The 24,122-nt window shown below is 71.8% G+C and carries 23 protein-coding genes; 8 read left to right on the top strand and 15 right to left on the bottom strand.

Going from position 1 to position 24,122, the window contains the following annotated elements:
• Positions 1 to 30: 30 nt before the first annotated feature.
• The 5 genes from DEU34_RS14215 to DEU34_RS14195 are packed head-to-tail and all read right to left on the bottom strand — an operon-like array spanning position 31 to position 5,453.
• Entirely contained in the window at positions 31 to 1,266 is a 1,236-nt protein-coding gene (locus DEU34_RS14215; protein WP_121151330.1) for a hypothetical protein, read from the bottom strand.
• Entirely contained in the window at positions 1,263 to 2,426 is a 1,164-nt protein-coding gene (locus tag DEU34_RS14210; RefSeq protein WP_121151329.1) for a hypothetical protein, read from the bottom strand. The genes DEU34_RS14215 and DEU34_RS14210 overlap by 4 nt, the downstream gene beginning before the upstream one ends.
• Entirely contained in the window at positions 2,423 to 3,229 is an 807-nt protein-coding gene (locus DEU34_RS14205; protein ID WP_121151608.1) for a heme ABC transporter ATP-binding protein, read from the bottom strand. The genes DEU34_RS14210 and DEU34_RS14205 overlap by 4 nt, the downstream gene beginning before the upstream one ends.
• Positions 3,229 to 4,356: an iron ABC transporter permease gene (locus DEU34_RS16385; protein ID WP_396652131.1), complete on the bottom strand. Its 1,128-nt coding sequence runs from the start codon at positions 4,354 to 4,356 to the stop codon at positions 3,229 to 3,231. The genes DEU34_RS14205 and DEU34_RS16385 overlap by 1 nt, the downstream gene beginning before the upstream one ends.
• Positions 4,353 to 5,453 (bottom strand): hemin ABC transporter substrate-binding protein, encoded by a 1,101-nt coding sequence (locus tag DEU34_RS14195; protein ID WP_121151327.1) that lies wholly within the window; start codon positions 5,451 to 5,453, stop codon positions 4,353 to 4,355. The genes DEU34_RS16385 and DEU34_RS14195 overlap by 4 nt, the downstream gene beginning before the upstream one ends.
• A 181-nt stretch (positions 5,454 to 5,634) precedes the next feature.
• Here DEU34_RS14195 and DEU34_RS14190 point away from each other — a divergent pair, with 181 nt between their 5' ends.
• Positions 5,635 to 7,452 (top strand): hypothetical protein, encoded by a 1,818-nt coding sequence (locus tag DEU34_RS14190; RefSeq protein ID WP_147424078.1) that lies wholly within the window; start codon positions 5,635 to 5,637, stop codon positions 7,450 to 7,452.
• 71 nt (positions 7,453 to 7,523) lie between these two features.
• The gene (locus tag DEU34_RS14185; protein ID WP_147424077.1) at positions 7,524 to 8,531 is read left to right on the top strand and encodes a WxL protein peptidoglycan domain-containing protein; all 1,008 of its coding nucleotides are present in this window, start codon (positions 7,524 to 7,526) and stop codon (positions 8,529 to 8,531) included.
• On the opposite strand, the gene DEU34_RS14180 is transcribed toward DEU34_RS14185, so the two are convergent.
• Positions 8,505 to 8,873 carry a sterol carrier family protein gene (locus DEU34_RS14180; RefSeq protein WP_121151321.1) on the bottom strand — a complete coding sequence of 123 codons (369 nt, stop codon included), beginning with the start codon at positions 8,871 to 8,873 and terminating at the stop codon, positions 8,505 to 8,507. The two genes, DEU34_RS14185 and DEU34_RS14180, sit on opposite strands and share 27 nt — an antisense overlap.
• 126 nt (positions 8,874 to 8,999) lie before the next feature.
• Between DEU34_RS14180 and purD the strand changes: the two genes are divergently transcribed.
• Positions 9,000 to 10,271 carry a phosphoribosylamine--glycine ligase gene (gene purD, locus DEU34_RS14175; RefSeq protein WP_121151319.1) on the top strand — a complete coding sequence of 424 codons (1,272 nt, stop codon included), beginning with the start codon at positions 9,000 to 9,002 and terminating at the stop codon, positions 10,269 to 10,271.
• Positions 10,272 to 10,291: 20 nt separating this feature from the next.
• On the opposite strand, the gene DEU34_RS14170 is transcribed toward purD, so the two are convergent.
• Positions 10,292 to 11,797: a SulP family inorganic anion transporter gene (locus tag DEU34_RS14170; protein ID WP_121151317.1), complete on the bottom strand. Its 1,506-nt coding sequence runs from the start codon at positions 11,795 to 11,797 to the stop codon at positions 10,292 to 10,294.
• Positions 11,798 to 11,931: 134 nt separating this feature from the next.
• Here DEU34_RS14170 and DEU34_RS14165 point away from each other — a divergent pair, with 134 nt between their 5' ends.
• The gene (locus tag DEU34_RS14165) at positions 11,932 to 12,300 is read left to right on the top strand and encodes a MerR family DNA-binding transcriptional regulator (protein ID WP_121151315.1); all 369 of its coding nucleotides are present in this window, start codon (positions 11,932 to 11,934) and stop codon (positions 12,298 to 12,300) included.
• Positions 12,301 to 12,366: 66 nt separating this feature from the next.
• Here DEU34_RS14165 and DEU34_RS14160 read toward each other — a convergent pair whose 3' ends face one another.
• Together DEU34_RS14160 and DEU34_RS14155 are read right to left on the bottom strand one after the other, a co-directional pair.
• Entirely contained in the window at positions 12,367 to 13,881 is a 1,515-nt protein-coding gene (locus DEU34_RS14160) for a DHA2 family efflux MFS transporter permease subunit (RefSeq protein ID WP_121151314.1), read from the bottom strand.
• Positions 13,878 to 14,501: a PadR family transcriptional regulator gene (locus DEU34_RS14155; RefSeq protein ID WP_121151312.1), complete on the bottom strand. Its 624-nt coding sequence runs from the start codon at positions 14,499 to 14,501 to the stop codon at positions 13,878 to 13,880. The genes DEU34_RS14160 and DEU34_RS14155 overlap by 4 nt, the downstream gene beginning before the upstream one ends.
• A gap of 116 nt (positions 14,502 to 14,617) precedes the next feature.
• Between DEU34_RS14155 and DEU34_RS14150 the strand changes: the two genes are divergently transcribed.
• Positions 14,618 to 15,538, top strand: a complete 921-nt coding sequence (locus tag DEU34_RS14150) for a phosphoribosylaminoimidazolesuccinocarboxamide synthase (protein WP_121151310.1) — start codon at positions 14,618 to 14,620, stop codon at positions 15,536 to 15,538.
• Here DEU34_RS14150 and DEU34_RS14145 read toward each other — a convergent pair.
• A complete protein-coding gene (locus tag DEU34_RS14145; protein WP_147424076.1) occupies positions 15,525 to 15,989 on the bottom strand; it encodes a hypothetical protein in 465 nt (154 codons plus the stop codon). The two genes, DEU34_RS14150 and DEU34_RS14145, sit on opposite strands and share 14 nt — an antisense overlap.
• Positions 15,990 to 16,158: 169 nt before the next feature.
• Here DEU34_RS14145 and DEU34_RS14140 point away from each other — a divergent pair, with 169 nt between their 5' ends.
• Complete coding sequence (locus DEU34_RS14140; protein ID WP_121151306.1) at positions 16,159 to 17,478, top strand: uracil-xanthine permease family protein; 1,320 nt, start codon at positions 16,159 to 16,161, stop codon at positions 17,476 to 17,478.
• 29 nt (positions 17,479 to 17,507) lie between these two features.
• Here the strand turns inward: DEU34_RS14140 and DEU34_RS14135 are convergent, their stop codons facing one another.
• From DEU34_RS14135 to DEU34_RS14125, 3 genes are all read right to left on the bottom strand, one after another.
• Entirely contained in the window at positions 17,508 to 18,476 is a 969-nt protein-coding gene (locus tag DEU34_RS14135; protein ID WP_147424075.1) for a hypothetical protein, read from the bottom strand.
• A 2-nt stretch (positions 18,477 to 18,478) separates the two neighbouring features.
• A complete protein-coding gene (locus DEU34_RS14130; RefSeq protein ID WP_259460174.1) occupies positions 18,479 to 18,820 on the bottom strand; it encodes a GntR family transcriptional regulator in 342 nt (113 codons plus the stop codon).
• Between the two features lie 71 nt (positions 18,821 to 18,891).
• Positions 18,892 to 19,260, bottom strand: a complete 369-nt coding sequence (locus DEU34_RS14125) for a helix-turn-helix domain-containing protein (protein ID WP_121151300.1) — start codon at positions 19,258 to 19,260, stop codon at positions 18,892 to 18,894.
• 93 nt (positions 19,261 to 19,353) lie between these two features.
• On the opposite strand from DEU34_RS14125, the gene DEU34_RS14120 reads away from it, so the two are divergent.
• Together DEU34_RS14120 and DEU34_RS14115 are read left to right on the top strand one after the other, a co-directional pair.
• Positions 19,354 to 20,208, top strand: a complete 855-nt coding sequence (locus tag DEU34_RS14120) for an SDR family oxidoreductase (protein ID WP_121151298.1) — start codon at positions 19,354 to 19,356, stop codon at positions 20,206 to 20,208.
• A gap of 70 nt (positions 20,209 to 20,278) precedes the next feature.
• Entirely contained in the window at positions 20,279 to 21,589 is a 1,311-nt protein-coding gene (locus DEU34_RS14115; protein ID WP_121151296.1) for a GNAT family N-acetyltransferase, read from the top strand.
• A gap of 10 nt (positions 21,590 to 21,599) precedes the next feature.
• Here DEU34_RS14115 and DEU34_RS14110 read toward each other — a convergent pair whose 3' ends face one another.
• Both DEU34_RS14110 and DEU34_RS14105 read right to left on the bottom strand, forming a co-directional pair.
• Complete coding sequence (locus DEU34_RS14110; protein ID WP_121151294.1) at positions 21,600 to 22,601, bottom strand: LacI family DNA-binding transcriptional regulator; 1,002 nt, start codon at positions 22,599 to 22,601, stop codon at positions 21,600 to 21,602.
• Between the two features lie 28 nt (positions 22,602 to 22,629).
• The gene (locus DEU34_RS14105; protein WP_121151604.1) at positions 22,630 to 24,111 is read right to left on the bottom strand and encodes a GH1 family beta-glucosidase; all 1,482 of its coding nucleotides are present in this window, start codon (positions 24,109 to 24,111) and stop codon (positions 22,630 to 22,632) included.
• Positions 24,112 to 24,122: the final 11 nt, after the last annotated feature.

Here is a 24,122-nt window from a genome sequence, read left to right as displayed (position 1 = left end):
CCCCCCGTGGCGCCGCCGGTGTCTCGACGCCTAGGGGATCGCCCTCCGCTGCCAGGGGAGCAGCTGCATGAGACCGAGCACGGCGATGATCGACAGCCCCAGCGCCGCGGCCGTACCGAGCAGCGGCACGACGAGCGGCGACATCGCGGTCGCGGCGTCGGGCACGAGTCCGCGGGGCGACGGCACGGTCGTCAGCGCGGTCGTCGCGACGATCGGCAGTGACGGGACGGACGGCACCTCGAGGGGCGACGCGACCGCCGGGGCCCTCCGCACAGGGTTGGAGGGCGTGGCGCCGGCAGCCTGCGCGCCGCCGCCGCCCGCCGCGGGGGCGGTGACCGGGGCGGATGCGTCGTAGCTGACGGTGAGCGCGGTCGCGGGCTTGGCGGGGTCTCGCACCCCGCCGGAGGTCAGCCAGTACGCGCGCTGGCCCGTGCGGCTCTGGTAGTCGACGAAGCTCTGCGGGAACGATCCCCAGTACGCCTCGTTCTGCGCGGTGCGCGGTGCCTGACCGTCCGAGACGGCGACGCCCAGGTACTCCGGAACGACCGAGAACCCGGCGCCGCCCGAGGAGTCGACGCGACGCACTTCGGCGAGCACGATCGACTGGTCGGGGAGCTTCTCCCACTTCGTCGTGTCGTCCATCGACGTGCCCCACCCACTGGCCGTGCCGACGAGCCGACCCGCGCCGGAGGCGTCGATCGTGAGCACAGGATCGGTGACCGACCAGTACGTCATGCCCCCGTAGAAGACGACCGTGAACGAGCCGCTCCAGCGCAGGTCGATGCCGCCGTCGGCGCGGACGGAGCCGATACCGCCGTCGATCACCACGGTGTTGCCCGAGGCGCGGGTCACGCTCGAGGTGGTCACGGCGCGACCCTGGGGGTCGAGGCAGCGGGAGTCGAACGACGCCGGCACCCACTCGCCCGCGGCGTTGGGCTTCTCGATGCGCACCGAACCGGCGCGGGCCGCGTACAGCCCGTCGCCGGCGCCCCAGACGCGGGCGCTGCCGGCGTCGCCGGCGCGCCCGGCGCTGAGGAAGTTGCAGCCGCCGGCGAAGGCCCCGGCCCCCGCCTCGGTGTTGAGGCCCCAGCGCAGCTGCGCGTTCGTGATCGTCGTGCCGACGCCCGGGCTCGGCGGCACCTCGACGAACTCGGGAACGGTGACGGTGATCTCGTCGGGCGCGGCGATCGCGGGGGCGACGCCCCCGAGCGAGAGGGCGCCGGCGGCGAGGACGGCGGCGATGGCCGCCACGAGACGGCGTGTCATCGCACGACCTCCATCGCCGTCGTGGACGGGGCCACGGGTTCGGATGCTGCGGCCGTCGCAGCTGCGGCCGGGAGCGCGGCATCCGCCTTCCGCGCCTTCGTGCGCCGGTGACGACGACGCAGCCCGGCGATGAGGCTCGTGACGATGAGGACGACGGCGAGCACGATGCTCGCCAGCAGCACGACCACCACCCACTGCGGCGTCTCGGGCGTCGCCGCGGAGACGAGGCCAGCCGACGCGCTGCTACCGGTGACGGTGACCTCGGCCTCGGCCACGACCCCCGATCCCGCGCCGCGGAGGCTCACGAGATGGGTGCCGTCGCGCGCATCGGACGGCACGGGGAGCGCCCCCGCGACCTCGCCGAGCGAACCGGCGGTGAGCGGCCCGACCGCGGTGAGTCCGGAGTCGAGCGATGCCACGACCTGCTCCCCGGGCGCGAACCCCTGACCCGTGAAGACGATGGAGGTGCCCGCCTCGACGAAGCCCGACGCGAGTCCGACCCGCACCGAGCCTGCGGGAGCCGCGGCGGGAGCTGCCGCCGCAGCATCCGTCCCGTCGGTGGCGGGCGCCGGTACCGCACCGAAACGCACCGGCGTGAACGTCTCGTTGTTGGCATTCTTCACGCCGTGTGCACCGATCGTGATGATGCCGCAGGTGACCTGGCGGCAGTCGACCTCCGATACCCGGCCGTCGCGATCCTGGCTCTCGAAGACCGCGCCGGGCACGACCATCGACAGGGTCCACGACCCGTCGGCGGCGAGCACGCCGTTCGCCGAGGACTCGGTCTGACTGCCGGGGAACGCGAGGAATCGCTGGTAACCGGCGTTGTCGGCCGACTCGGCATCGGGGACGTAGCGGTAGTCGCTGCCGACCTCACCTCCTTGCGACGGGCGCCACGACCCGCCGGCCACGTCGTCGACCCAGCCGAACAGCACGTAGACGCCGCCGAAGCCCTTCGGGATCGACTGAAAGCCGGCGCCGCTCACCGTCACCTCCGTCGCGTACTCGGCCGACAGGAGGCTGCCACCGTCGGGACCGGTGACCGTCACGCCCGCGGCCGCCCAGGCGGGCGTCGCACCCGCGATCGCCGAGGCCGCGGTGGCCGTGGCGATCGCGAGGGCGGCGAGCGGTCGGACTCGACGGTGGATGCTGGCGGTCATGCGATGCGCTCCTCGGAAGAGTCGGAGAGGGTGGCGGACGGGTCGGCGATCACCAGGAGCGACCCCCCGGGCCCGTCGACGACGTGGATGGGATGCCGGTACACCCGCGTGAGCAGGTCGGGCTCGAGCACCTCGCGGGGGGCGCCCACGGCGATGAGTCGCCCGGCCTCCAGCAGCGCGATGCGGTCGGCGTAGGCCGCCGCGAGCGCGAGGTCGTGCAGCACGACGACCGCCGCGCCACCCGCCGCGACACGGGCTCGGGTGCGGGAGAGCACGCGGTGCTGGTGCCGGATGTCGAGGCTCGCGGTGGGCTCGTCGAGCAGCGCGATCGCGCATTCCTGCGCGAACGAACGGGCGAACGCGACGCGCGCGCGCTCGCCTCCCGAGAGCGAGGTCACCGGACGCGCCGCGAACGACTCGACCTCGCCCGCGGCAAGCGCGACGCGCACGGCGTCATCGTCGCGGTCGGCCTCGGGCCGGCGGCGCCACGGCGCCCTGCCCATGGCGACCACCTCGGCCGAGAGGAAGGGGAACGACACCTCGTTGCTCTGGGTGAGCACCGACCGCCGACGGGCACGGTCTTCCACGCGGTGGCCCTGGAGGCGTCGACCGTCGAGCTCGACCTCGCCGTCGTCGGGCACGCGGTCGCCGGCGAGCACCGACAGGAGCGTGGACTTCCCCGCGCCGTTCGGCCCCACGAGCACGAGCAGCTCGCCGGGGTGCAGGTCGAGGTCGACCCCGTCGAGCAGACGGCGGCCGCCGATCGATACGCCCACGTTCCGCGCTCTCAGCACCGCGGCCATCACCCCCACCCCCCGGAGCGGCGCCGCGTGCGCCGGAGCAGCCAGAAGAAGAAGGGTCCGCCGATGAGGGCGGTGATCATGCCGATCGGAAGCTCCGAGTTCGGCACGACGGTGCGCGCGACGAGGTCGGCGGCGACGAGCAGCACCGCCCCTCCCAGGGCGCTGGCGGGAAGGAGGAGACGATGGCCCGGTCCGAGCAGCATCCGCATCAGATGCGGGACCACCAGTCCTACGAAGCCGATGATGCCGCAGAAGGCCACCGCCGCGCCGGTGAGGAGCGCGATCGCGACGATCGCGGCGACGCGCAGCCGCTCCACCCGCACTCCGAGGTGCTCGGCCTGCCGCTCGCCGAGGGCGAGCAGGTCGAGATCTGCCGACAGCAGCAGGCAGACGACGACGCCCACCGCCACCAGCGGCGCGACGATCGTGACGTCCTGCCACCGGGTGCCGTTGAGCGACCCGAGCTGCCAGAACACGATCTGCTCGCGCTCCTGGGTCGACCCGAGGTAGGTGAACAGGGCGATGGCCGCGCCCCCGATCGCGTTGACCGCGATACCGGTGAGCACGAGCGTGACCACCTCCGTGCGCCCGTCGGCGCGGGCCGAGGTGTACACGACGACGGTCGCGGCGAGTCCGCCGAGGAAGGCGAACAGCGGCAGGGTCACAGGCCCGGCGAACGACAGCCCGAAGACGATCACCGCAGACGCGCCGACGGCCGCGCCCGACGAGATGCCGATCACTCCGGGCTCGGCGAGCGGGTTGCGGAACACGCCCTGCATGACGGCACCGGCCGTCGCGAGCGAGGCGCCGACGAGCACCGCCATGAACAGCCGCGGCAGGCGGACGAGCCAGAGGGTCGCCTCGCCGTTCACGTGCGTCATGGCCGCGCCGCTCGGCACCGACATCCAGCCCGCACCGACCGAGGAGACGAAGCCGTTCCACGCTCGGGCGAACGACCCGAGCACCTCCGCGGCCGGGATCGAGAGCTGCCCGGTGCCCGCGGAGACGACCGTCAGCACGACGAGCGCCGCGCCCATCGCGACGAAGGTCGCGATCGTGACCGCGCGGCGATCCCGACGCCTCGGGACGGGGGCGGCGACGGCGACCGCCTGAGTCGCGGCGCTCACCCCGCCGACTCCGGCGCGTAGATCGCCACGGCGAGCGCGTCGAGGGTCTGCGCGGTGTTCGGACCGAAGCTCAGGACCGTCGAGTCGGCCATGTCGACGATGCGGCGGTTGCGGCCGGCGTCGGTCTGGGCGACGGCCGGGAGGTGCTCGGCGAGCCCGTCGACGCCGCCGACCGAGGCGAGCCCGTCGGTCATCATGAGGAGGAGATCGGGGTTGGCGTCGATGAGCGCCTCGTCGGTGACCGGGCGCATCCCCTGCCAGCCGATCTCCCCGGCGATGTCGACTCCGCCGAGGGCCGTGATGAGGGTGTCGGCGCCGGACTCCTCGCCGAAGAGGTAGTAGACGCCCGACTGCCCTCGCACGTAGAGGAACATCATGCGCAGCCTCTGCGACGGGTCTGCCGGGGCGACGGCGGCGATCTCGGCGACCTTCGCGTCGACGGCCGCCGTGGTGCGCGCGGCGAGGGTCGTTCCCCGCTCGGACACCCCGAGGGCGTCGGCGACCTGTTGGGTCAGCGCGCCCACCGTGTCGATCGAGCGGTGCGAGTCGACGACGACGACCGCGATGCCCGCGTCGCGCATCTGCAGGATCGTGTCCCACGGACCGAGGCTGGTGTCGGTGAGGATGACGGTCGGGGCGGCGTCGAGGATGGCCTCGGCGCTCAGCTCGTGACCGTTCGCGGTGACGAGGGGCAGATCGGATGCCTCGGGGAACGCGCTCGACACGTCGCGCCCCACGACCGAGTCGCCCAGTCCGAGCTCGAAGACGATGCGGGAGAGCGACCCGTAGATGTCGAGCGCGAGGATGCGCGACGTGTCGGTGACGGTGACCGTCGTCCCCTGCGCGTCGACGACGGTCGCGGGCAGCGCGGCCGCGCCGTCGGTGACGGGATCTATCGCGCTGTGGGCGGCGACCGCCGTCGACGGACCCTGCCACGACAACGGGTCGGCGATCGGCGAGACCTCCGCCAACGGCGGGGTGGCGGGCGCCGCGTCGCCGGAGCCGGCCGCGGCACCGGTGCACCCGGCGAGCGCCAGCGCCGCAGCGAGCAGCACGGCGGACGGGGACGACGAGCGACGTCTCACGGTGATGGTCATGACGGCCCCCGGGCGGGTCGGAAGGTGGTCGAGGTTAGGCAAGGCTTACTTCCATCTTGCCCGAAAGAGCTCGGTCGTGGTTAGGTAAGCCTCACCTACTATCCCACATCCTTTTCACAGGATGACGCCCGGCACCCGACACCGCCGCGCGACGAGGGATGGCATCACGAAAGGAACGAACGTGGATTCTTCGACCATGCGTCGACGGTTCAACCGCTCGGCCGCCGTCGTCGCGACCGCGGCGCTGGCCCTCGGCGGCGCGGTGGCTTTCGCCGCCCCCGCACAGGCGGCGACCGCGGGTGCGGTGACCGACGCCACCCTCAGCTGGGGGCTGAGCGGCGAAGCGGGAGGCGGCGCGTTCTTCGGCGGCTGCAACTTCCTCAGCGCCGGCACCGCGGGCAACACCGGCAGCTCCCGCGTCTGGACCGAGGCCGACGGCTTCTTCCAGACCACCGCGGGCAACGTCACCGTCACCAAGCCCGATGCCACGGGCACGCAGGTGCCCGTCGCCTGGGCCGACAAGTGCAAGAACCCCTCCGGCACCGCCGTGAGCGCGGCGTCGACCACGTCGCTGACGAAGATCCAGGTCACCATCACCGACGGCCAGGGTCAGGTCGCCCCCGACGGCTCGGTGCAGCTCGCGTGGGACGGCGACTTCACGGTCGCCTTCTACGGAGGCCTGACGTACTGGACGGCGTCCGACCCGACGCTCTCGCTCGACGCGAACGGCAACGGCCAGTTGACGGCGACGGCCAGCGGCTACGGCACGTCGATGGAGGACCAGACGCAGTGGGTGCCGATCGCGGCCCAGCAGATCGTGCTCGCCGACATCGCGGCCGGCCAGGTCTCCGACACCGGCTTCACGGCCACGCCCGCCTACCTGGGCGTCGAGGTCACCACGACGGGCACCGCCCAGACGCGCACCGGCGCGAACTGGGGGTCGTTCCCGCAGTCGTACGTCGACTTCCAGAACCTCACCGGCCAGTCGAGCTACTGGTACTCCTCGGGCGGATCGCGCGACGCCGCCAAGCCGGCCAGCCCGATCAGCGTGAGCTACTCCGTCGCGGCCGCCCCCGCCGCACCCTCGGTGTCGGTCTCGAAGACGGAGGGCATCTCTCGCGCCGGCGAGACCCTGACGGTCACCGGGTCCGGTTTCGTGCCCAGCGGCACCGCCACCGCCGGCACCCGCCCGCCGCTGGCCGGGCAGTTCAGCGGCGCCTACGTCGTGTTCGGCAAGTTCCTCGACACGTGGAAACCCTCCGCGGGGGCGGCGAGCTCCGCGCGCAAGGTGCTGACGCAGAAGTGGGCCGTTCCCGAGGCGAGCGCAGCGACGATCGGCGGCGCGAACGCCGGTGCGATCACGCTGCAGCCCGACGGATCGTTCTCCGCCCAGATCACCGTCTCGGCGTCGGAGGCGAACGACCTGCTCGCCGGCAACTACGGCATCTACACCTACGGCGGCAGCGGCACCGTGTACGCCCCGTTCGAGACGTTCACGCCGCTCACCTTCACGGGTGCCGACGACGTGGTGGTCGAGATCCCCGAGTGGGTCGACGAGGCGACCGGCTCGTTCGGCTGGGCGTTCGCGGGCTCGAGCCCCGCGAACCTCGGCGTCGCCGCGCAGGAAGGGACGAACTTCGTCGCCTCGGGATCGCTCACCGACATCGTCGTGACCGACACCCGCGCCGGGGGGACGTCGCCGTACACCTGGTCGATCGCCGGCCAGGCGTCGGACTTCACCTCGGGTGCGCAGACCTTCACGGCCGGCTACCTCGGCTGGACCCCGAAGATCGTCGCCGGCGGCAGCCTTGTCTCGGCGGGAGCCCCGGTCACCTCGAGCCAGGTCGGCGGCACCGGGCTCGCGTCCTCGCGCGCCCTCGCATCGTCGACCGCAGCGGTCACCGCCACGGTCGGCGCCGACCTCTCGCTCGTACTGCCCGGCACGACCCCGGCGGGTCAGTACACCAGCACCATCACCATCACCGCCCTGTCGGAGTGAGCCGCGCGGGGTCCCGGCCGACGCCGGGGCCCCGCGCGCGCCCCGCAGACCCCTGACCCGAAAGACCCGCCGTGCCCGCTCAGCGCTCCACGACGATGCTCGCCGCGGCGACCGCATCCGCCCTCCTCGTCCTCGGACTCGCCGCTCCCGCGATCGCGCAAGACAGCGGCGGCGTCGCGTGGACGGTGAAGACCGTCGACAGCGAGAACGGCACGGGGCGGGGCAGCTTCAGCTACGACCTCGAACCCGGCGCCACTGTCAGCGACGCCATGGTCGTCGTCAACACGGGCACCGTCGCCCTCCCCCTCGACGTGTATGCCGCCGACGCCTTCACCACGGCCGGCGGCGATGTCGACCTCATCGCCGATGCGTCCGACTCCGAAGATGCCGGACTCTGGGTGAGCGTGGCGACCTCCGAGATCGTGCTCGAACCGGGCGCCCAGGCCGAGATCCCCTTCACCCTCACCGTGCCCGCCGGTGCGCAGCCGGGCGACCACGCCGCGGGCCTCGTGACGTCGCTCGCGGGCGTCGAGGCCTCGGCCATCCTGTCGGTCGAACGCCGCCTGGGTGCCCGCATCAACGTCCGCGTGGCCGGGGCCCTGCTGCCCGCCGCGCAGGTCGAGAACGTGCGCGCCGCGTACGCAGCATCGTGGAACCCCTTCGAGGCCGGAACGCTGACGGTCGACTACGCCCTCCGCAACACCGGCAACACCCGCCTGACGGGCGTGGGCGCGATCGAGGCCGCGGGCCCCGTGGGACTGTTCGCGAGCCGCACGCCTGCGGAGCAGCTCGACGAGGTCATCCCGGGCTCGACGATCGAGGTGCGCCGCACGCTCCCCGTCTCCGCCCTCGGGTGGGTCTCGGGGGCGGTCGTCATCGACCCGGAGGGCGTCGGACTCGGGGCGGGGCAGCTCGCGCCCGTCGTGACGGATTTCTCCGCGCCCGCCGTGCCGTGGAGCCTCGTCGCGCTCCTCGCGGTCGTCGCCGGGCTCGTCGTGGCCGCCGTGATGCTCGTCCGCCGTCGGCGCGCGGCGACGGTCGAGGGCGGCCCGTCAGGGACGCAGGGGCAGCAGGGCTGAGAGGTCGGCGCGCACGCCCGAGGCGACGATGCGGCCCGCGGCCGCAGCATCCGCCCATTCCTCGCCGCCCGTGGCCAGGGCGATCCACGTGGCGGCGTCGGTCTCGACGACGTTCGGCGGCGTGCCGCGGGTGTGCCGCGGCCCCTCGATCACCTGGACCGCGCCGAACGGGGGCACCCGCACCTCGACGGAGTTTCCGGGGGCCTTCTCGACCAGCAGCTGCAGCAGGTAGCGCACGGCGGTGGCGAGGTCGGTGCGCGCGGGGGGCCGGCCGGCCGCATCGGCGGCCGAGACCGCACCGAGCGCCGCTCGTCCGTCGCCCGTCTCGATCCGTCGCGCCATGGCCCCCACGCTACGCGCAGAATGAAGGAGGAACGGCCCTGCCGCGGCCCAGGCGCCGTCCGCGCGTCGATTCGTCCTGCGTTCTGAACAGGCGCGCGCGGAAAACGCGGTCGATAGGGTGGGCGGGTGAGAATCCTCGTCCTCGGCTCCGGCGCGCGCGAGCACGCCATCATCCTCGCCCTGCGTTCGGAGGACGAGGCGCACGCGATCTTCGCCGCGCCCGGCAACGCCGGCATCGCCTCCGACGCGCACCTGGTCGACCTCGATCCGAACGACCCCGACGCCGTCACGGCCTTCGCCGACGACGAGTCGATCGACCTGGTCGTCGTGGGCCCCGAGGCCCCGCTCATCGCCGGTGTCGCCGATGCGCTGCGCACGCGCGGCATCCCCGTGTTCGGCCCCGGCAAGGCGGCGGCGCAGCTCGAGGGCTCCAAAGCGTTCGCGAAGCGGGTGATGGATGCGGCGGGGGTGCCCACCGGTCGCGCCCTGCGCGCCCAGGACTCCGCCGCCGTCGCCGCGGCTCTCGACGAGTTCGGCGCGCCCTACGTGGTCAAGGCCGACGGCCTCGCCTCGGGCAAGGGCGTCATCGTCACGAGCGACCGCGCCGAGGCCATCGGCCACGCGGAGGCGTTCCTCCCCCGCGGCCCCGTGCTGATCGAGGAGTTCCTCGAGGGGCCCGAGGTGTCGCTGTTCTTCCTCTCCGACGGCGACACCGTTCGCCCCCTCAGCCCCGCGCAGGACTACAAGCGCCTGCGTGACGGAGACGCCGGCCCGAACACCGGCGGCATGGGCGCCTACTCGCCGTTGCCGTGGCTGTCGGAGCGCTTCGGCGGCGAGGAGGAGTTCGTCGACCTGGTCACCCGCGAGGTGGCCGAGCCCGTCGTCCGTCAGCTCGATGCCGAGGGCACGCCGTTCATCGGGCTGCTCTACGCCGGCCTCATCCTCACCGACGCCGGCGTCCGCGTGATCGAGTTCAACGCGCGCTTCGGCGACCCCGAGACCCAGGTCGTGCTGCCGCGCCTCGTCGACCCGCTGTCGCAGCTGCTGCTGGCGACGGCCTCCGGAACCCTCGAGAGCCATCCGCGGCCCGCCTTCGCCGACGCCACCGCGGTGACCGTCGTGCTCGCCAGCGCCGGCTACCCGGAGGCACCTCTGACCGGGCGCGCCCTCCGCGGGCTGGATGCGGCGGCCGACGTCGACGGCGTGCACCTCGCGCATGCGGCGACCGTCCGCGTCGACGACGGCCTGGTCGCCACCGGCGGCCGCGTGCTCAGCGTCGTGGCGCTCGGAACGACGTTCGCCGAGGCGCGGGCGAGCGTGTACCGCGCGGTCGAGGGGATCGACCTCGAGGGCGGTCAGTACCGCACCGACATCGCCGCGCGGGTCGCCGCGTACTGATCCGCCGCCGGGGCCCGGCCTCAGTGGCCGGCGCCGAGGCCCCCGCTGAGCCGGCGGTGGAACGCGGTCGTGGCCTCGTTCATCCCCTCGAAGACGACGCTCTTGCCATGCGCGGCGTACTTCGTCTCGATCGCGTCGAGGGCCGCCACCGTCGAGGCGTCCCACACGTGCGAGCGTGAGAGGTCGACGACCACGCGGTCGGGATCGGACGCGTAGTCGAACTGGGTCGTGAGGTCGTTGATCGACGCGAAGAACAGCTCGCCGTCGACGGTGTAGCGCACCGCGTCGTCGCCGGCGTCGGTGCGGGTCACGGTGGCGAAGTGCGCCACGCGACGGGCGAAGAGCACCATGGCGGCGACCACGCCGACGATCACCCCGATCGCGAGGTTGTGCGACCAGACGGTCACGGCGACGGTGAGCACCATGACGGCGGTCTCGCTCTTGGGCAGGCGCCGCAGGGTCGACAGGCGAACACTGTGCCAGTCGAACGTCGCGACCGAGACGACCACCATGACGGCCACGAGCGCGGCCATCGGGACGATGGCGACCACGTCGCCGAAGACGAGCACGAGCACCAGCAGGAACACGCCGGCCAGGAACGTCGAGATGCGCGTGCGGGCGCCGGAGGCCTTCACGTTGATCATCGTCTGGCCGATCATGGCGCAGCCGCCCATGCCCCCGAACGCTCCCGAGAGGATGTTGGCCGCACCCTGCGCCCACGCCTCGCGGGTCTTGGGCGAGTGGGTATCGGTGATCTCGTCGACGAGCTTCGCCGTCATCAGCGACTCCAGGAGTCCCACGACTGCCATCGCCAGGGCGTAGGGCGCGATGATGGCGAGCGTGTCGAGTGTGAGGGGCACCTGCGGCAGGAAGAGCTCGGGCAGGCTCCGCGGCAGCTCGCCCTGATCCCCGACCGTCGGCACCGCGATCGCGAAGACGACGACGGCAGCCGTGAGCAGCACGATGGCCACCAGCGGCGCCGGCACGACACGCGTGAGCCGCGGCATGAGGAACATCACCAGAAGGCCCGCCGACGTCAGCGGATAGACAGCCCATGGGACGCCGATGAGGTGCGGCACCTGCGAGATGAAGATGAGGATCGCGAGCGCGTTGACGAAGCCCACCATGACGCTGCGCGGAATGAAGCGCATGAGTTTGGCCACCCCGAGCACGGCGAGCACGATCTGGATCGCGCCGCCCAGCAGCACGGTCGCGATGAAGTAGTCCATGCCGTGCTCACGGGCGACGGGGGCGATCACCAGCGCGATCGCGCCGGTCGCCGCCGTGATCATCGCGGGACGACCACCGAGGAACGCGATGGCGACGGCCATCACGAACGACGAGAACAGTCCGACGCGCGGATCGACGCCCGCGATGATCGAGAACGCGATGGCCTCGGGGATCAGCGCGATCGCCACGACGAGCCCGGCCAGCACCTCGCGGGTGAGCAGGCGCGGGCTTCGCAGCGCCTGCAGGACGGTGGGTTCGATGCGGGGTCGCGCGGGGGCGACGGGGGCGATGGACATGAGGACTCCCGGGGATCAGAAGGGATGGGGTCGCGCGCCGGGGCGGCGTGAGCACGCCGGGCGAAGAGAATGGAGGGGGCGGAGAGACCGCCTGAAACAAACTCTACCCTTACGTAAGGGTTGGTTGGAGCGACATGGGCGACCGCACGATGCACATCGGCGAGCTCGCCGACCGCCTCGGTCTCTCGCAGCGCTCGTTGCGGCACTGGGACGAGATCGGATTACTCACGCCGTCGGGGCGCAGCGACGGCAACTTCCGCGTGTACTCGGAGGCCGACGAGGCGAAGGGTCGCTTCGTCATGCTCATGAAGCCGCTCGGCTTCAGCCTCGACGAGATCGCCGAACTCGCCGCCTCGCGCGACGCCTCGCCGCAGCATCCGCTCGCCGCCCTGAGCCCCGAGCGCCGCGCTCACTTCGCCGATGCGGCGAGATCGCGCGGCGAGAAGCTCCGCCGCGACCTCGCCGCCGTCGACGACTTCCTCGCCCTGACCGATCAGGAGTGAGGCGAGCCGATCCCGGATGCTGAGGAACGACGCGCCGGCGTCCCTCCCCCCGCATCCGGGATCGCTTCAGTTCTCGACGCCCGCCCGATGCGCCCGAGCGGCCCCGTGGGCCGGGATCACGCTGGGGCGCCGCAGGAAGAGCACGGCGACGATGCCGACCACCATCACGGCGGCGGGGAGCAGGATCGTCTGCGACATCGCCTCGGCGAACGGGCCGGCGACCTCGGCAGGGAGCGCTCCGCCGGCGAACCCGCTGGTCGCATCCGACGCGCCGGGAAGGTTGGCCTCGAGTCGCGACTGCATGAACGCGGCGATCGCGGCCGAGCCGAGCACCGACCCGATCGTGCGGGTGGCGTTGTAGATGCCTGCGCCGGCGCCCGCCTGATCGCGCGGCAGCATCCGCGTCGCGGTGGTCGCCAGAGGGCCCCACATGCCGGCGTTGCCGATGCCCATCATCGCGGAGGGCAGGAGGAACATCCAGATCGGGGTGTCGAGGTTCATCAGCGTCGAGTACCAGATGAGGGATCCGGCGACGAGTGCGAGTCCGGGCACCAGCAGGAAACGCGGGTCGGTGCGGTCGAGCAGTCGGCCGGCGAACGGCGCGAGCACGCCCGACAGGACCGCCATCGGGATGAGCAGCAGCGCCGACTGGGTCGGAGTGAGCCCGCGGGCGAGCTGGATGAAGAAGAACAGCGGGAGCGTCATGCTCGTCACGGTGAATCCGACCGTGGTGATCGCGAGGTTCGACACCGAGAAGTTGCGCTCCCGGAAGAGCGCGAGAGGCACGAGCGGCTCGGCCTTCGTGCGGGCCTGTGTCCAGATGAAGACCGCGAGCACGACGACACCGGCGGCGATCATCGCCCACACCCAGCCCGCCCAGTCGTAGTGCTCGCCCTCCTGCAGGCCGAAGACGATCAGGAAGAGCGCGATCGCACTGAGGATCACGCCGAGGATGTCGAACCGGTGCGGGTTGGTCGTGAGCTTGGGGACCAGACGCCAGGCCGCGACGAAGGCGATCACACCGACGGGGATGTTGACGAAGAAGATCCACTCCCAGCCGAATCCGTCGACGAGGAGCCCGCCGGCGAGGGGACCGACGAGCGTCGCGACGCCCGCGGTGGCTCCCCACAGGCCCATGGCGGCACCGCGCCGGTTCGCCGGGAACGTGCGGGTGATAACGGCCATCGTCTGCGGGGTCATCATCGCGGCGCCGAGCCCCTGCACGGCGCGCGCGATCACGAGCACCTCGAGCGAGCCCGACAGGCCGCACGCGAGTGAGGCGAGGGTGAAGACGGCCAGACCGATGAGGTAGATGTTCTTCGGGCCGAAGCGGTCGCCGAGGCGCCCGGTGATCAGCAGCGGAACCGCGTAGGCGAGGAGGTACGCGCTGGTGACCCACACGACGTTGTCGAGGTTCGTCGTGGCGGGGTCGAGGGCCGCCTTGATCGCGGGGTTCGCGACCGAGACGATCGTGGTGTCGACGAGGATCATGAAGAACCCGATGACGAGCGCGAAGAGCGCGGGCCAGGGACTTCTCTCGGGGGCGGCCGTGGTGACGGGCGCGGTGCGCGGTGAGGTCATGACAGGGACTTTCGGATAGCGGCGTTGGAGTGACGTACGTGGTCGGGGATCTCATCGACCCCCCACGGGAGCGAGCCGTCGACGAGGCGCGCGTGAAGGGCGTCCTGCCAGGCGAGCTCGGCGTCGAGGAGGGCCGCCTGGCGGCTCACCTCGACGAGGAATTGATCGGGGATGCTGCGGGTCGCCGAGCCGGCGAGCCCCGTGCGGTGCGTGTCGAGTTCGGCGACGAGCGCGACGCGACGCTCCGCGAGGAGAGCGGCGACCTCGCTCCGGTCGAGGTTGTGGGCCTCGGCGAGCGCGATGCGGAACTCCGCCGGGTGATCCATGCGCGGCAGCTCCCGGCGCACCCAGTCGACGACGGCCGTGTCGCCGGCATCGGTGAGCCGGTAGGTCGTGCGCTCGGGGCGGTTGCCGTCGCGATCGACCCCCACCTCGGTGACGAGCCCCGCCCGCTCGAGCCGCGAGACGGTGTGGTAGAACGTGCCGTTCTGGATGCGCACGAGCCGGTCGTCGCCGCGCTGACGCAGCATCCGCATCATCTCGTACGGATGCATCTCGCCCTCGCGCAGAAGCGCGAGCACGACGACCCCGAGGGGCGTCAGGCGGGAGGCGTCGCTCATTTAGTCACTCCATCTCGACTAGTCCATATGGACTATACGCCCTCGGGCGGTGAGCGACCACCGCACGAGCCGGTTCGCCGAATCGCGCACCGCGCCGTCCCCGCGATAATGGGCGCATGAGCTCGACGACCGAACTGCCCGGCTGGCGTCACGTCTACTCCGGGAAGGTGCGCGATCTCTACGTGCCCGACAGTGAGGGCGTCACCGACCGCATGCTCGTCGTCGCGAGCGACCGCGTGAGCGCCTTCGATCACGTGCTCTCCCCCGGTATTCCGCAGAAGGGCGAGCTGCTCACCGCGCTGAGCCTGTGGTGGTTCGACCGTCTCGGCGGCGGCGACGGGGGTCGTCGCATCCCGAACCACCTCATCGCCGACCACGAGCTCGTCGGCGATGAGCCGCACGAGATCATTCCGCGACAGGTCGTCGCCCGATCGATGCTGGTGCGCTCGCTCGAGATGGAGCCGATCGAGTGCGTCGTGCGCGGCTATCTCACCGGCACCGGCTGGGCCGAATACCGGGCGTCGGGAACCGTGTGCGGCATCTCCCTGCCCGGGGGCCTGTCCAACGGCGACCGCCTTCCGGAGCCCATCTTCACCCCCGCGTTCAAGGCGCCCCTCGGTGAGCACGACGAGAACATCTCGTTCGAGCGCACCGTGGAGATCGTCGGCGCCGAGAGCGCGGCGGAGCTGCGCGACACGTCGCTCGAGATCTACCGGCGCGCGGCGGCGACCGCCGAGGAGCACGGGCTGATCCTCGCCGACACGAAGTTCGAGTTCGGCCGCGACGCCTCCGGCACTCTGACGCTGGCCGACGAGGTGCTCACGAGCGACTCGTCGCGCTACTGGGATGCGGCGGCCTGGGCCTCGGGAACCACGCCCGAGGAGCGCATGGCCAGCTTCGACAAGCAGATCGTGCGCGACTGGCTCGCGGCGAACTGGTCGGACCGCGAGGGCGAGCCGCCCGCGCTCCCCGCCGACATCGTCGAGCGCACCCGAGACCGCTACGCCGAGTTGCTGGAGCGCCTCACCGCGGCGTGATCACCCGAGGCGTCGGATCGTCGAACCCGTCGTAGAGCCGTACCTCCGACCACGGGACCGGGGCGTCGGCGAAGACCGGTTCGAGCAGCATCCACATCTCCTCCGTGTCGTCACCGACGAAGGAGAGCTCGTAGGTGCCGTCGCCGACGTCGTTCCCGTCGATCCATCCCGCGTCCGCGTCGGCGAGCGCCTGGTCGGCTGCGAGCTCGGTCTCGAGCAGCTCGTCCATCGGATCGAGATCGGACTCGGCCTCCCGATCGTCGAAGGAGACGACCACCCAGTCGTCGCCCTCACCTTCCGCAGGCGCGACACTCTCGACCGGGGTCGCCCCGGCCGCCGGCGCGGCGGGCGGCTCCGTCCACGTCACCAGCGGCGCGCATCCGGACAAGAGACCGGCCGACGCGAGCATCCCCACCGCGGACACGAACGATCCCCGACGACGCCTCTCCACCCCCATACCGTAGAGCACCGATCGGGCACACCGAGGGCACGGGGTGGCCCCGGGCGCACGGGATCGGCGCGGCCGCATGCCGTGTGCTCGCGGGGCGGTCCGTGCTCTCGCACAGCGGCGGCCGCGCGCGTCGGTAAGGTGACGTGAGCGAATCTCCGGGAGGAACACCATGGCGCTATGGAAGCTGCACGGAAACGGCCGCACCGTCGCCCCCGGGGCCGTCGTCGCCCCCGACGAGCGCATGAACTGGGGCGCGACCGTCGCGATCGGCATCCAGCACGTCATCGCGATGTTCGGCGCGACCTTCCTCGTGCCGGTGCTCACCGGCTTCCCCGTCTCGACGACCCTCTTCTTCTCCGGTGTCGGAACGCTGCTCTTCCTCGTGGTCACCCGCAACAAGTTGCCCAGCTACCTCGGGTCGTCTTTCGCGTTCATCGCTCCGATCACCGCCGCCACGGCGACCGCCGGCACGGGGTCGGCCCTCGCGGGCATCGTCGCGGTCGGGCTGCTGCTGGCCGCCGTCGGTGTGATCGTGCAGTTCGCGGGCCTCGGCTGGGTCGATCGCCTCATGCCCCCGGTGGTCGCCGGCGCGATCGTCGCCCTCATCGGGTTCAACCTCGCCCCCGTCGCCTGGACCTCGTTCCGCGAGGCGCCGCTGACCGGAACCATCACTCTCGCCGCGGTGATCCTCTTCAGCGTGCTGTTCCGCGGCTTCCTCGGGCGTATCTCGATCTTCCTCGGCGTGATCGTGGGCTACATCGCCGCCCTCATCCAGAACGAGATCGACTTCACCCCGGTGGCGGATGCGGCGTGGATCGGCTTCCCCGAGTTCCAGCTCGCCGATGTCACCTCGCCGCAGACCTGGTCGGTCATCGCGATGTTCCTCCCCGTCGTGCTCGTGCTGGTCGCCGAGAACGTCGGCCACGTGCGCGGTGTCGCCACGATGACGGATGCGTCGGTCAACCGCTCGACCGGCCGCGCCCTGATCGCCGACGGTGCGGCGACCACCCTGGCCGGCCTCTTCGGCGGCTCGGGAACGACGACCTACGGCGAGAACATCGGCGTCATGGCGGCCACCCGCGTCTACTCGACCGCGGTGTACTGGGTCGCGGGAGCCGCGGCGATCGTGCTGAGCCTCTCGCCGAAGATCGGCGCGGTCTTCAACACCATCCCGCCCGGAGTGCTCGGCGGCGTCACCACCGCCCTGTACGGGCTCATCGGCATCATCGGCATCAAGATCTGGGTCGACAACCGCGTGGACTTCTCGCGCCCGGTCAACCAGTACACCGGCGCCGTCGCTCTCGTGCTCGCGATCGCCGGATTCACCATGCAGTGGGGCGACTTCCAGCTCGGCGCCATCGTGCTCGGCTCGGTGGCCGCGCTCGTCATCTACCACCTCGGCAACGCGATCGCGCGCCTGCGCAAGACCGGCGCCGACGACGGTGGACCGATCCCCGCGGTCGGCCCCCTCGGCGGCGATCCGCTCTAGCGGAGAAGAGTCGAAGAAGGGCCGACGCCCTAGGCCTCCTGCCGCTCGACCAGTGCGGACAGCAGGGCGGCCGGCGTCTCGGGGTGCGGCGCGTTCACGGCGAACCTGCGGCCATCCCGGCGGTGCACGACGATCCCGGGGCCCCGCGCGATGACGATCGCAGAGCGTCCGGGGAGAAATCGGTACCCCCAGCCGCCCCATTCCGCCGGGCGGATCGTGGCAGGTTCCGCAGAGCGGATGCTGTCGAGGCGGATGCGTGCCAGCGGCGCACCGATCAGTGCGGAGACCACGCGAAGACCGCGTCTGTCCACGCTGATGCGCAGCCGCGCGAACGCGGCGGAGGCGAACGTGGCGACGCCGAGCGCGATGAGCCCGACCGCGGCGCCGAACTCCCCGGAGAGCACCACGTAGATCAGGACCGCCGCAGCGATCGCGCCGAAGATCGCCGTCGCCCAGGCGAATCCGGGCACAGGGACTGTGCGCACCCACGCGCCGGTCTCGCCGTCGGCGAGTGTCAGCTGCACGGGCTCGTAGTGTTCGTCGCGGCGACGCCGGGGCGAGACCGAGAAGGGGACGAGACCGAACAACCCGGCGAGGACCCCGAGCAACGGCCATCCGCCGGCATGGGGGAGATCGAATCCGGACGTCAGAACGAGCGCCACCGTCACGATCCATATGCCCGCAGCGATTCCGCCGGCGACTCCCCCCAGCAGGAAGACCGCCCTCCTGATCCGGGCCGCCTCGGGGAGCAGAGCGATCAGACCGATGATCCCGACCGCCAGCGCAATGCCCCCCGTCACGGCCAGAACGGCGGGGGTGGGAGCGGTGGCGACGACGGTGTCGTCGCGCCACACCGTCGGCAAGACTGCCGGAAGGCGCTCGCCGAAGGTCAGGGCCGTCGCGATGACGGCCGCACCCGGCATCCACAGGAGCGCAGCCGCCGCTCGCTCTCGGGCAGTCGCTTCGGGTCGAAGCCGGTCGTCCATCCATGGAGCCACGGTCAGCTCCTCCTCTCGATCAGCGTGACGACGTCTGCGGGGCGGAGGCCGAGCTTGCGTGCTTCACCGAGCAGCGCATCGACCATCTCCGAGAGCCGGATCGTGCCGGGCGCCATGTCTTTCCGCACCCACGCGCCCCGCCCCTGCCTCATCTCGATCACCCCGTCGTCACGGAGTTGCGCATAAGCGCGCAGCACCGTGTGCATGTTGATGTCGAGCGCGCGCGAGAGCTCCCGGGCGGGCGGCAGGCGCTCGCCCGGTGCCAGGGTGCCGTCGGCGATCGATGACCGCACCTGCACCGCGAGCTGGGCAGCGATCGACATCGCCGCGGTGGGGTCGAGCAAGAACAATATGTTCGCAATGTTAGTAGAACAATCGACGTTGATCTACCCGGATCTCGACAGCGAACAGGCGCTCAGGCCTCGCTGCGGATCATCGCCTCGGCGTTCTGCGCGACCCACTCGACCAGCGGCAGCATGCGCTCCATGAGGTCGCGCCCCAGGGGCGTGAGGCTGTACTCAACGTGCGGCGGCACCGACGGGAACGACTCCCGGTGCACGAGACCGTCGTCGCAGAGCGTCTTGAGGGTGCTCGCGAGCATCTTCTCGCTGATGCCGTCGATCGCTCGGCGCAGCGCCCCCCAGCGCAGCGTCCCGTCCGACAACGAGGAGAGCACGAGAACCCCCCACTTGCTCATGATGTGATCGAGCACCGTCCGGGTGCTGCACCCCTCGGAGAAGACCCCCTCGGTCTCGCCCCGGATCTCCGCAAAACTCACCGACATGCCAGTACCTTACGCAGAAGTGGGTACCTCCGTGAGGGATGGTTTCGCAGCATCCGACGGTTCTTGCTCGTGTCCACACACGAAAGGCACACCATGACCATCCTCGTCACCGGCGCGACCGGGCACCTCGGCCGCCTCGTCATCGACAGCCTCATCGCCCGCGGCGCCGAGCCGCGCACCATCGTCGCCGGTGCGCGCGACCTGTCCAAGGCAGCCGACCTCGCCGGGCGCGGCGTCACCGTCTCCGTGCTCGACTACGCGGCGCCCGCGACCATCGCGTCGTCGCTCGAGGGCGTCGACACCGTGCTGCTCATCTCCGGGTCGGAGGTCGGCCAGCGCACGGCGCAGCACCAGGCGGTCATCGACGCCGCCGTCGCCGCGGGCGTGTCGAAGTTCGTCTACACCAGCCTCGCCCACGCCGACACGTCCGAGCTGCCGCTCGCCCCCGAGCACAAGGCGACCGAAGAGGCGATCGCCGCGTCGGGGCTCCCCGCCGTGATCCTCCGCAACAACTGGTACACCGAGAACCACGCCGCCGACATCGCGCGGGCCGCCGAGACCGGCGTCGTGACGTCGAGCGTCGGTGACGGCCGCATCGCGTCGGCCACCCGGGCCGACTTCGCCGAGGCGGCCGCGGTCGTGCTGCTCGAAGACGGGCACATCGGCGAGGTCTACGAACTGAGCGGCGACACGAGCTGGACGTTCGACGACTTCGCCGCGGCCGCGGCCGAGATCACCGGCCGCCCCGTCGCCTACCAGGCGCTGACGACGCAGGAGCAGAGCGCGGGCCTCGAGGCGGCGGGACTCGACGCCGGCACGATCGGCTTCGTGACCGCGCTCGAGGCGGGCATCCGCGACGGAGCCCTCGCCGACGCCGACGGCACGCTCGCGCGCCTCATCGGGCGCCCGACGACGCCGCTCGTCGAGGGTCTGCGCCCGCTCGCCTGAACCGCGGGGCGGCCGGCGGGCTCCGCCGGTCGCCCTGGAGCGTCGCAGGCCCCGCGGCTAGGCTCGGGGGATGCCCGCCGAGACCTCCGCCCTTCCCGCCGACCCGACGTCCACCGCCGCGCTGGCCGATCGCGGTCTGCGGATGTCCGCGATCGACGCCTCCGACGACGCGGCCGTCCGCGCCTGGGTCGAAGCCGATGCGCGCGGCTTCCACGACGGCGCTCCGACCGACGAGTTCCTCGCCGAGCTGCGCGACGATTTCGTGCTGCAACGCACCGTCGGCGTCTTCGACGACACCCTCGCCGACCCCGCGATCCCCATCGCGACGGTCGCGGGATGGCCCGCCCCCGTCACCCTCCCCGGCGGGGAGGTCGACGCGTGGGCGATCAGTGCGGTCACCGTCGCACCGACCCACAGACGCCGGGGCATCGCGCGGGCCATGCTCGAGGGCGAACTGCGCACCGCCGTCGAGGCGGGCCTGCCGATGGCCGTGCTCACGGTGTCAGAGGCGACGATCTACGGTCGGTACGGCTTCGGCCCCGTCACCTGGGCGAGCCGGTTCGAGGTCGACGTGCGTCGCGCGGGCTGGGTCGGCGCCGACTCACCCGGGCGCGTGCAGCTGGTCAGCCGCGAGATCGCCATGACGACCGCTCGCACGCTCTTCGACGAGGCGCGGCGGGCGACGCCCGGCGACGTCGGCATCGTCGGGCATCGCTTCGACCGCCTCTTCGGCGCCCCCTCCGATGCGGCCGAGCGCCGCAAGCGCCGCTTCGTGCGCTACGACGACGAGTCGGGCGCACCTCGTGGGCTCGGGGTCTACCACGTGAGCGAAGACCCGCACGACTGGTCGGCGCAGATCCTCGAGGTCGACTACCTCGCGACGACCACCGACGACGCCTACCGCGCGCTCTGGCGCTACCTGTTCGAACTCGACCTCATCGGCACGCTGAAGGCGTCGCTTCGTTCGACCGACGAACCGCTGACCTGGCTCGTCGCGAACCCGCGCATGATCCGCACTCTCGAGCTGCGCGAGCACCTCTGGGCGCGTGTGCTCGACGCGCCGGCCGTGCTGAGCTCGCGCACGTACGGCGGGGCAGGCTCCCTCACCCTGCGCGTGCACGACCCGCTCGGGTTCGCCGACGGCGTCTTCTCGATCGAGACGGATGCGGCGGGCGCGGCGCAGGTGTCGCAGGCCGAAGCATCCACCGGCCCGCTCATCGACCTTCCGGTCGACCTGCTCGCACCGCTGCTGTTCGGCGGCGTCTCGGCGGCGACCCTCACCGCGGCCGGACGCATCACCGAGCGCGCCCCCGGCGACGCGGCGGCCGCCGACGGCCTGCTGCGCTCCGCGCGTCAGCCGGTGCTCACGACCTGGTTCTGACCGACGCCGGTCAGGTCGACGCGCGCACCACGAGCTCGGTCGGCATGACGGTGGCGTGCTCGGGCGCGCCGCCGCGGAGGAGCTCGAGCAGGATCTCGACGAGGCGTTCGCCCTGCGCGCGCGAGGGCTGACGGATCGTCGTGAGGGCCGGGGAGGTCGTCGCCGCGATCATCGAATCGTCGAAGCCCACGACGGCGACGTCGTCGGGCACTGCGAGCCCGGCGTCGCGCAGCACCCGCAGTGCGCCGCGCGCCATGAGGTCGCTCGCGACGAAGATCGCGTCGACCTCGTGCCCGCTCGCGAGGATGCGGCGCATCGCTGCGGCGCCGCCGTCCTCCGAGAAATCACCGTCCTCGACGGCCACGGGCGAGAGCCCCGCCTCCTCGAGCACGGCGCGGAACCCGTCGAGCCGGTCGAGCGAGGAGCGCATCGAGGGCGGCCCCGTGATGGTGGCGATGCGCCGCCGGCCCCGCTCGAGGAGGTGCTCGGTGGCCGCGCGGCCACCGCCGACGTTGTCGCTGTCGACGACGTGGTCCTCTTCGCGCACGCGAACGCGTCGCCCGCCGTAGACGACGGGGATGGCGCCGGCGATGCGGTCGATGAAGGTGTCGTTGTCGTGGTGGGAGACGATGATCGCGCCGTCGACGCTGCCGCTGCGGAGGTAGCCGGTGGTCTTGTCACCCGGATCACCCGTGGCGAGGATCACGTTGAGGATGTAGTCGGTGCTCGCCAATCGCGACTGGATGCCCGAGACCACCGCCGCGAAGAACGGGTCGCCGAAGAACCTCGCCGTATCCTCCGGGACGACGAGCGCGATCGCCTGGCTGTGCCGACTCGCGAGCGCGCGCGCCGCCCGATTCGGCACGTAGTTGAGATCGTCGATCGCACGGCGCACCGACTCGCGGGCGACCTCCGAGACCGCGGGCGAGCCGTTGACGACGCGCGAGACGGTCGAGCGCGACACCCCGGCGCGCGCCGCGACCTCCTCGATGGTCGACGCACTGATGACCATGACATTCCTCCCCGACCGGCGGAGAGTGCTACAAGGACGCGGGAAAGCCCTCGAGCGCGCGCGCGGCGATGATGCGACTGTACTGGAGCGCCGAATCCTTCAGCGTGCGTTCCTGGGTGTCGTAGTCGACGCGCACGATGCCGAACCGCTTCTCGTAGCCCCACGCCCACTCGAAGTTGTCCATCAGCGACCAGTAGAAGTAGCCGCGCACGTCGACCCCGTGCTCGATCGCGTCGAGCACGGCGCCCAGGTGGGCGCTGACGAAGTCGGCCCTGCCGCCGTCGTGCACGCGACGCGCGCCGTCCTCCACGACCGGTTCGTCGTCGTAGGCGGCGCCGTTCTCGGTGACGAACAGCGCCGTGCCCGCGGCGGCCGAGTACTCCTCGCCGACGCGACGCAGGAGACGGGTGAGCCCTTCGGGCTGCACCTCCCAGTTCATGGGAGTGCGCGGGAGTCCCCTGTCGTGCCAATAGATCCCGTCGATCGACGGGAACGGGGAACGGGTGACGCGGTCGGTCGGCGCGTCTCCGCCGCCGGGTGCGGCGACGGGCGGCGTGCCGCCGACGAACTCGCCGTGGTAGTAGTTCACACCGAGGGTCTCGATGGGGGTCGAGATGACCTGGAGGTCGCCCGGGCGCACCGCCGCCTCCCACGTCGCGACGGCCTCGGCATCGACGCGGCGGAAGTCCTCGACGATGTCGGCCGGATAGGCGCCCCGGAAGACGGGGTCGAGGAACCACCGGTTGAACTGCCCGTCGATGCGGCGGGCGGCGTCGACGTCGGCCGCGACCGCGGGATCCACGGGATCGGCGACCGTGAGGTTGAGCGTGAGCCCGAGGTTGAGCGACGAATCGCGCGCGCGCAGTTCGCGCACGGTCTGACCGTGACCGAGCAGCAGGTGGTGGGCCGCCAGTATCCCCTCACCCGTCGAGAAGTGCCCCGGTGCGTGGATGCCCGCGGTGTAGCTGAGGAACGACGAGCACCAGGGTTCGTTGAGCGTCGTCCAGACCCCGACCCGGTCGCCGAGGGCGTCATGCATGTCGAGGGCGTACTCGGTGAACTTCTCGGCGGTGTCGCGGTTCGTCCACCCGCCGTCCTCCTCGAGGGCCTGCGGGAGATCCCAGTGGTACAGCGTCAGCCAGGGCAGGATGTCGGCGGCGAGAAGCTCGTCGACGAGACGCTCGTAGAAGTCGACGCCCTTCGGGTTCAGCGCTCCCCCGTCGGGACGCACGCGCGACCACGACGTCGAGAAGCGATACGTCTGAAGACCGAGACGCTTCATCATCGCCACGTCGTCGCGGTACCGGTGGTAGTGGTCGCAGGCCACGTCGCCGTTGTCGCCGTTGATGACGGCACCGGGCATCCGCGCGAACGCGTCCCAGATCGAGTCGCGTCGGCCGTCCTCGGCCGCGGCACCCTCGATCTGGTAGGCGGCGGTCGCCGCGCCGAAGAGGAAGTCGGCGGGGAAGGGCCGCAGCGGCGTGGCGGTGGTGGCGGCGGTGAGGGTCATGGAGCGGGGTC

The organism is Microbacterium sp. AG1240 (assembly GCF_003635115.1).
Lineage (GTDB): Bacteria > Actinomycetota > Actinomycetes > Actinomycetales > Microbacteriaceae > Microbacterium.
Note: the sequence above shows the minus strand (reverse complement) of the source record. Positions and strands in the feature narration are given on the sequence as shown.

What these genes read in the sequence shown, in the direction of transcription:
- DEU34_RS14215 (WP_121151330.1), bottom strand. Translation starts at nt 1,266, where the DNA reads ATGACACGCCGTCTCGTGGCGGCCATCGCCGCCGTCCTCGCCGCCGGC.
- DEU34_RS14210 (WP_121151329.1), bottom strand. Translation starts at nt 2,426, where the DNA reads ATGACCGCCAGCATCCACCGTCGAGTCCGACCGCTCGCCGCCCTCGCG.
- DEU34_RS14205 (WP_121151608.1), bottom strand. Translation starts at nt 3,229, where the DNA reads ATGGCCGCGGTGCTGAGAGCGCGGAACGTGGGCGTATCGATCGGCGGC.
- DEU34_RS14195 (WP_121151327.1), bottom strand. Translation starts at nt 5,453, where the DNA reads ATGACCATCACCGTGAGACGTCGCTCGTCGTCCCCGTCCGCCGTGCTG.
- DEU34_RS14180 (WP_121151321.1), bottom strand. Translation starts at nt 8,873, where the DNA reads ATGGCGCGACGGATCGAGACGGGCGACGGACGAGCGGCGCTCGGTGCG.
- DEU34_RS14170 (WP_121151317.1), bottom strand. Translation starts at nt 11,797, where the DNA reads ATGTCCATCGCCCCCGTCGCCCCCGCGCGACCCCGCATCGAACCCACC.
- DEU34_RS14165 (WP_121151315.1), top strand. Translation starts at nt 11,932, where the DNA reads ATGGGCGACCGCACGATGCACATCGGCGAGCTCGCCGACCGCCTCGGT.
- DEU34_RS14160 (WP_121151314.1), bottom strand. Translation starts at nt 13,881, where the DNA reads ATGACCTCACCGCGCACCGCGCCCGTCACCACGGCCGCCCCCGAGAGA.
- DEU34_RS14155 (WP_121151312.1), bottom strand. Translation starts at nt 14,501, where the DNA reads ATGAGCGACGCCTCCCGCCTGACGCCCCTCGGGGTCGTCGTGCTCGCG.
- DEU34_RS14150 (WP_121151310.1), top strand. Translation starts at nt 14,618, where the DNA reads ATGAGCTCGACGACCGAACTGCCCGGCTGGCGTCACGTCTACTCCGGG.
- DEU34_RS14140 (WP_121151306.1), top strand. Translation starts at nt 16,159, where the DNA reads ATGGCGCTATGGAAGCTGCACGGAAACGGCCGCACCGTCGCCCCCGGG.
- DEU34_RS14125 (WP_121151300.1), bottom strand. Translation starts at nt 19,260, where the DNA reads ATGTCGGTGAGTTTTGCGGAGATCCGGGGCGAGACCGAGGGGGTCTTC.
- DEU34_RS14120 (WP_121151298.1), top strand. Translation starts at nt 19,354, where the DNA reads ATGACCATCCTCGTCACCGGCGCGACCGGGCACCTCGGCCGCCTCGTC.
- DEU34_RS14115 (WP_121151296.1), top strand. Translation starts at nt 20,279, where the DNA reads ATGCCCGCCGAGACCTCCGCCCTTCCCGCCGACCCGACGTCCACCGCC.
- DEU34_RS14110 (WP_121151294.1), bottom strand. Translation starts at nt 22,601, where the DNA reads ATGGTCATCAGTGCGTCGACCATCGAGGAGGTCGCGGCGCGCGCCGGG.
- DEU34_RS14105 (WP_121151604.1), bottom strand. Translation starts at nt 24,111, where the DNA reads ATGACCCTCACCGCCGCCACCACCGCCACGCCGCTGCGGCCCTTCCCC.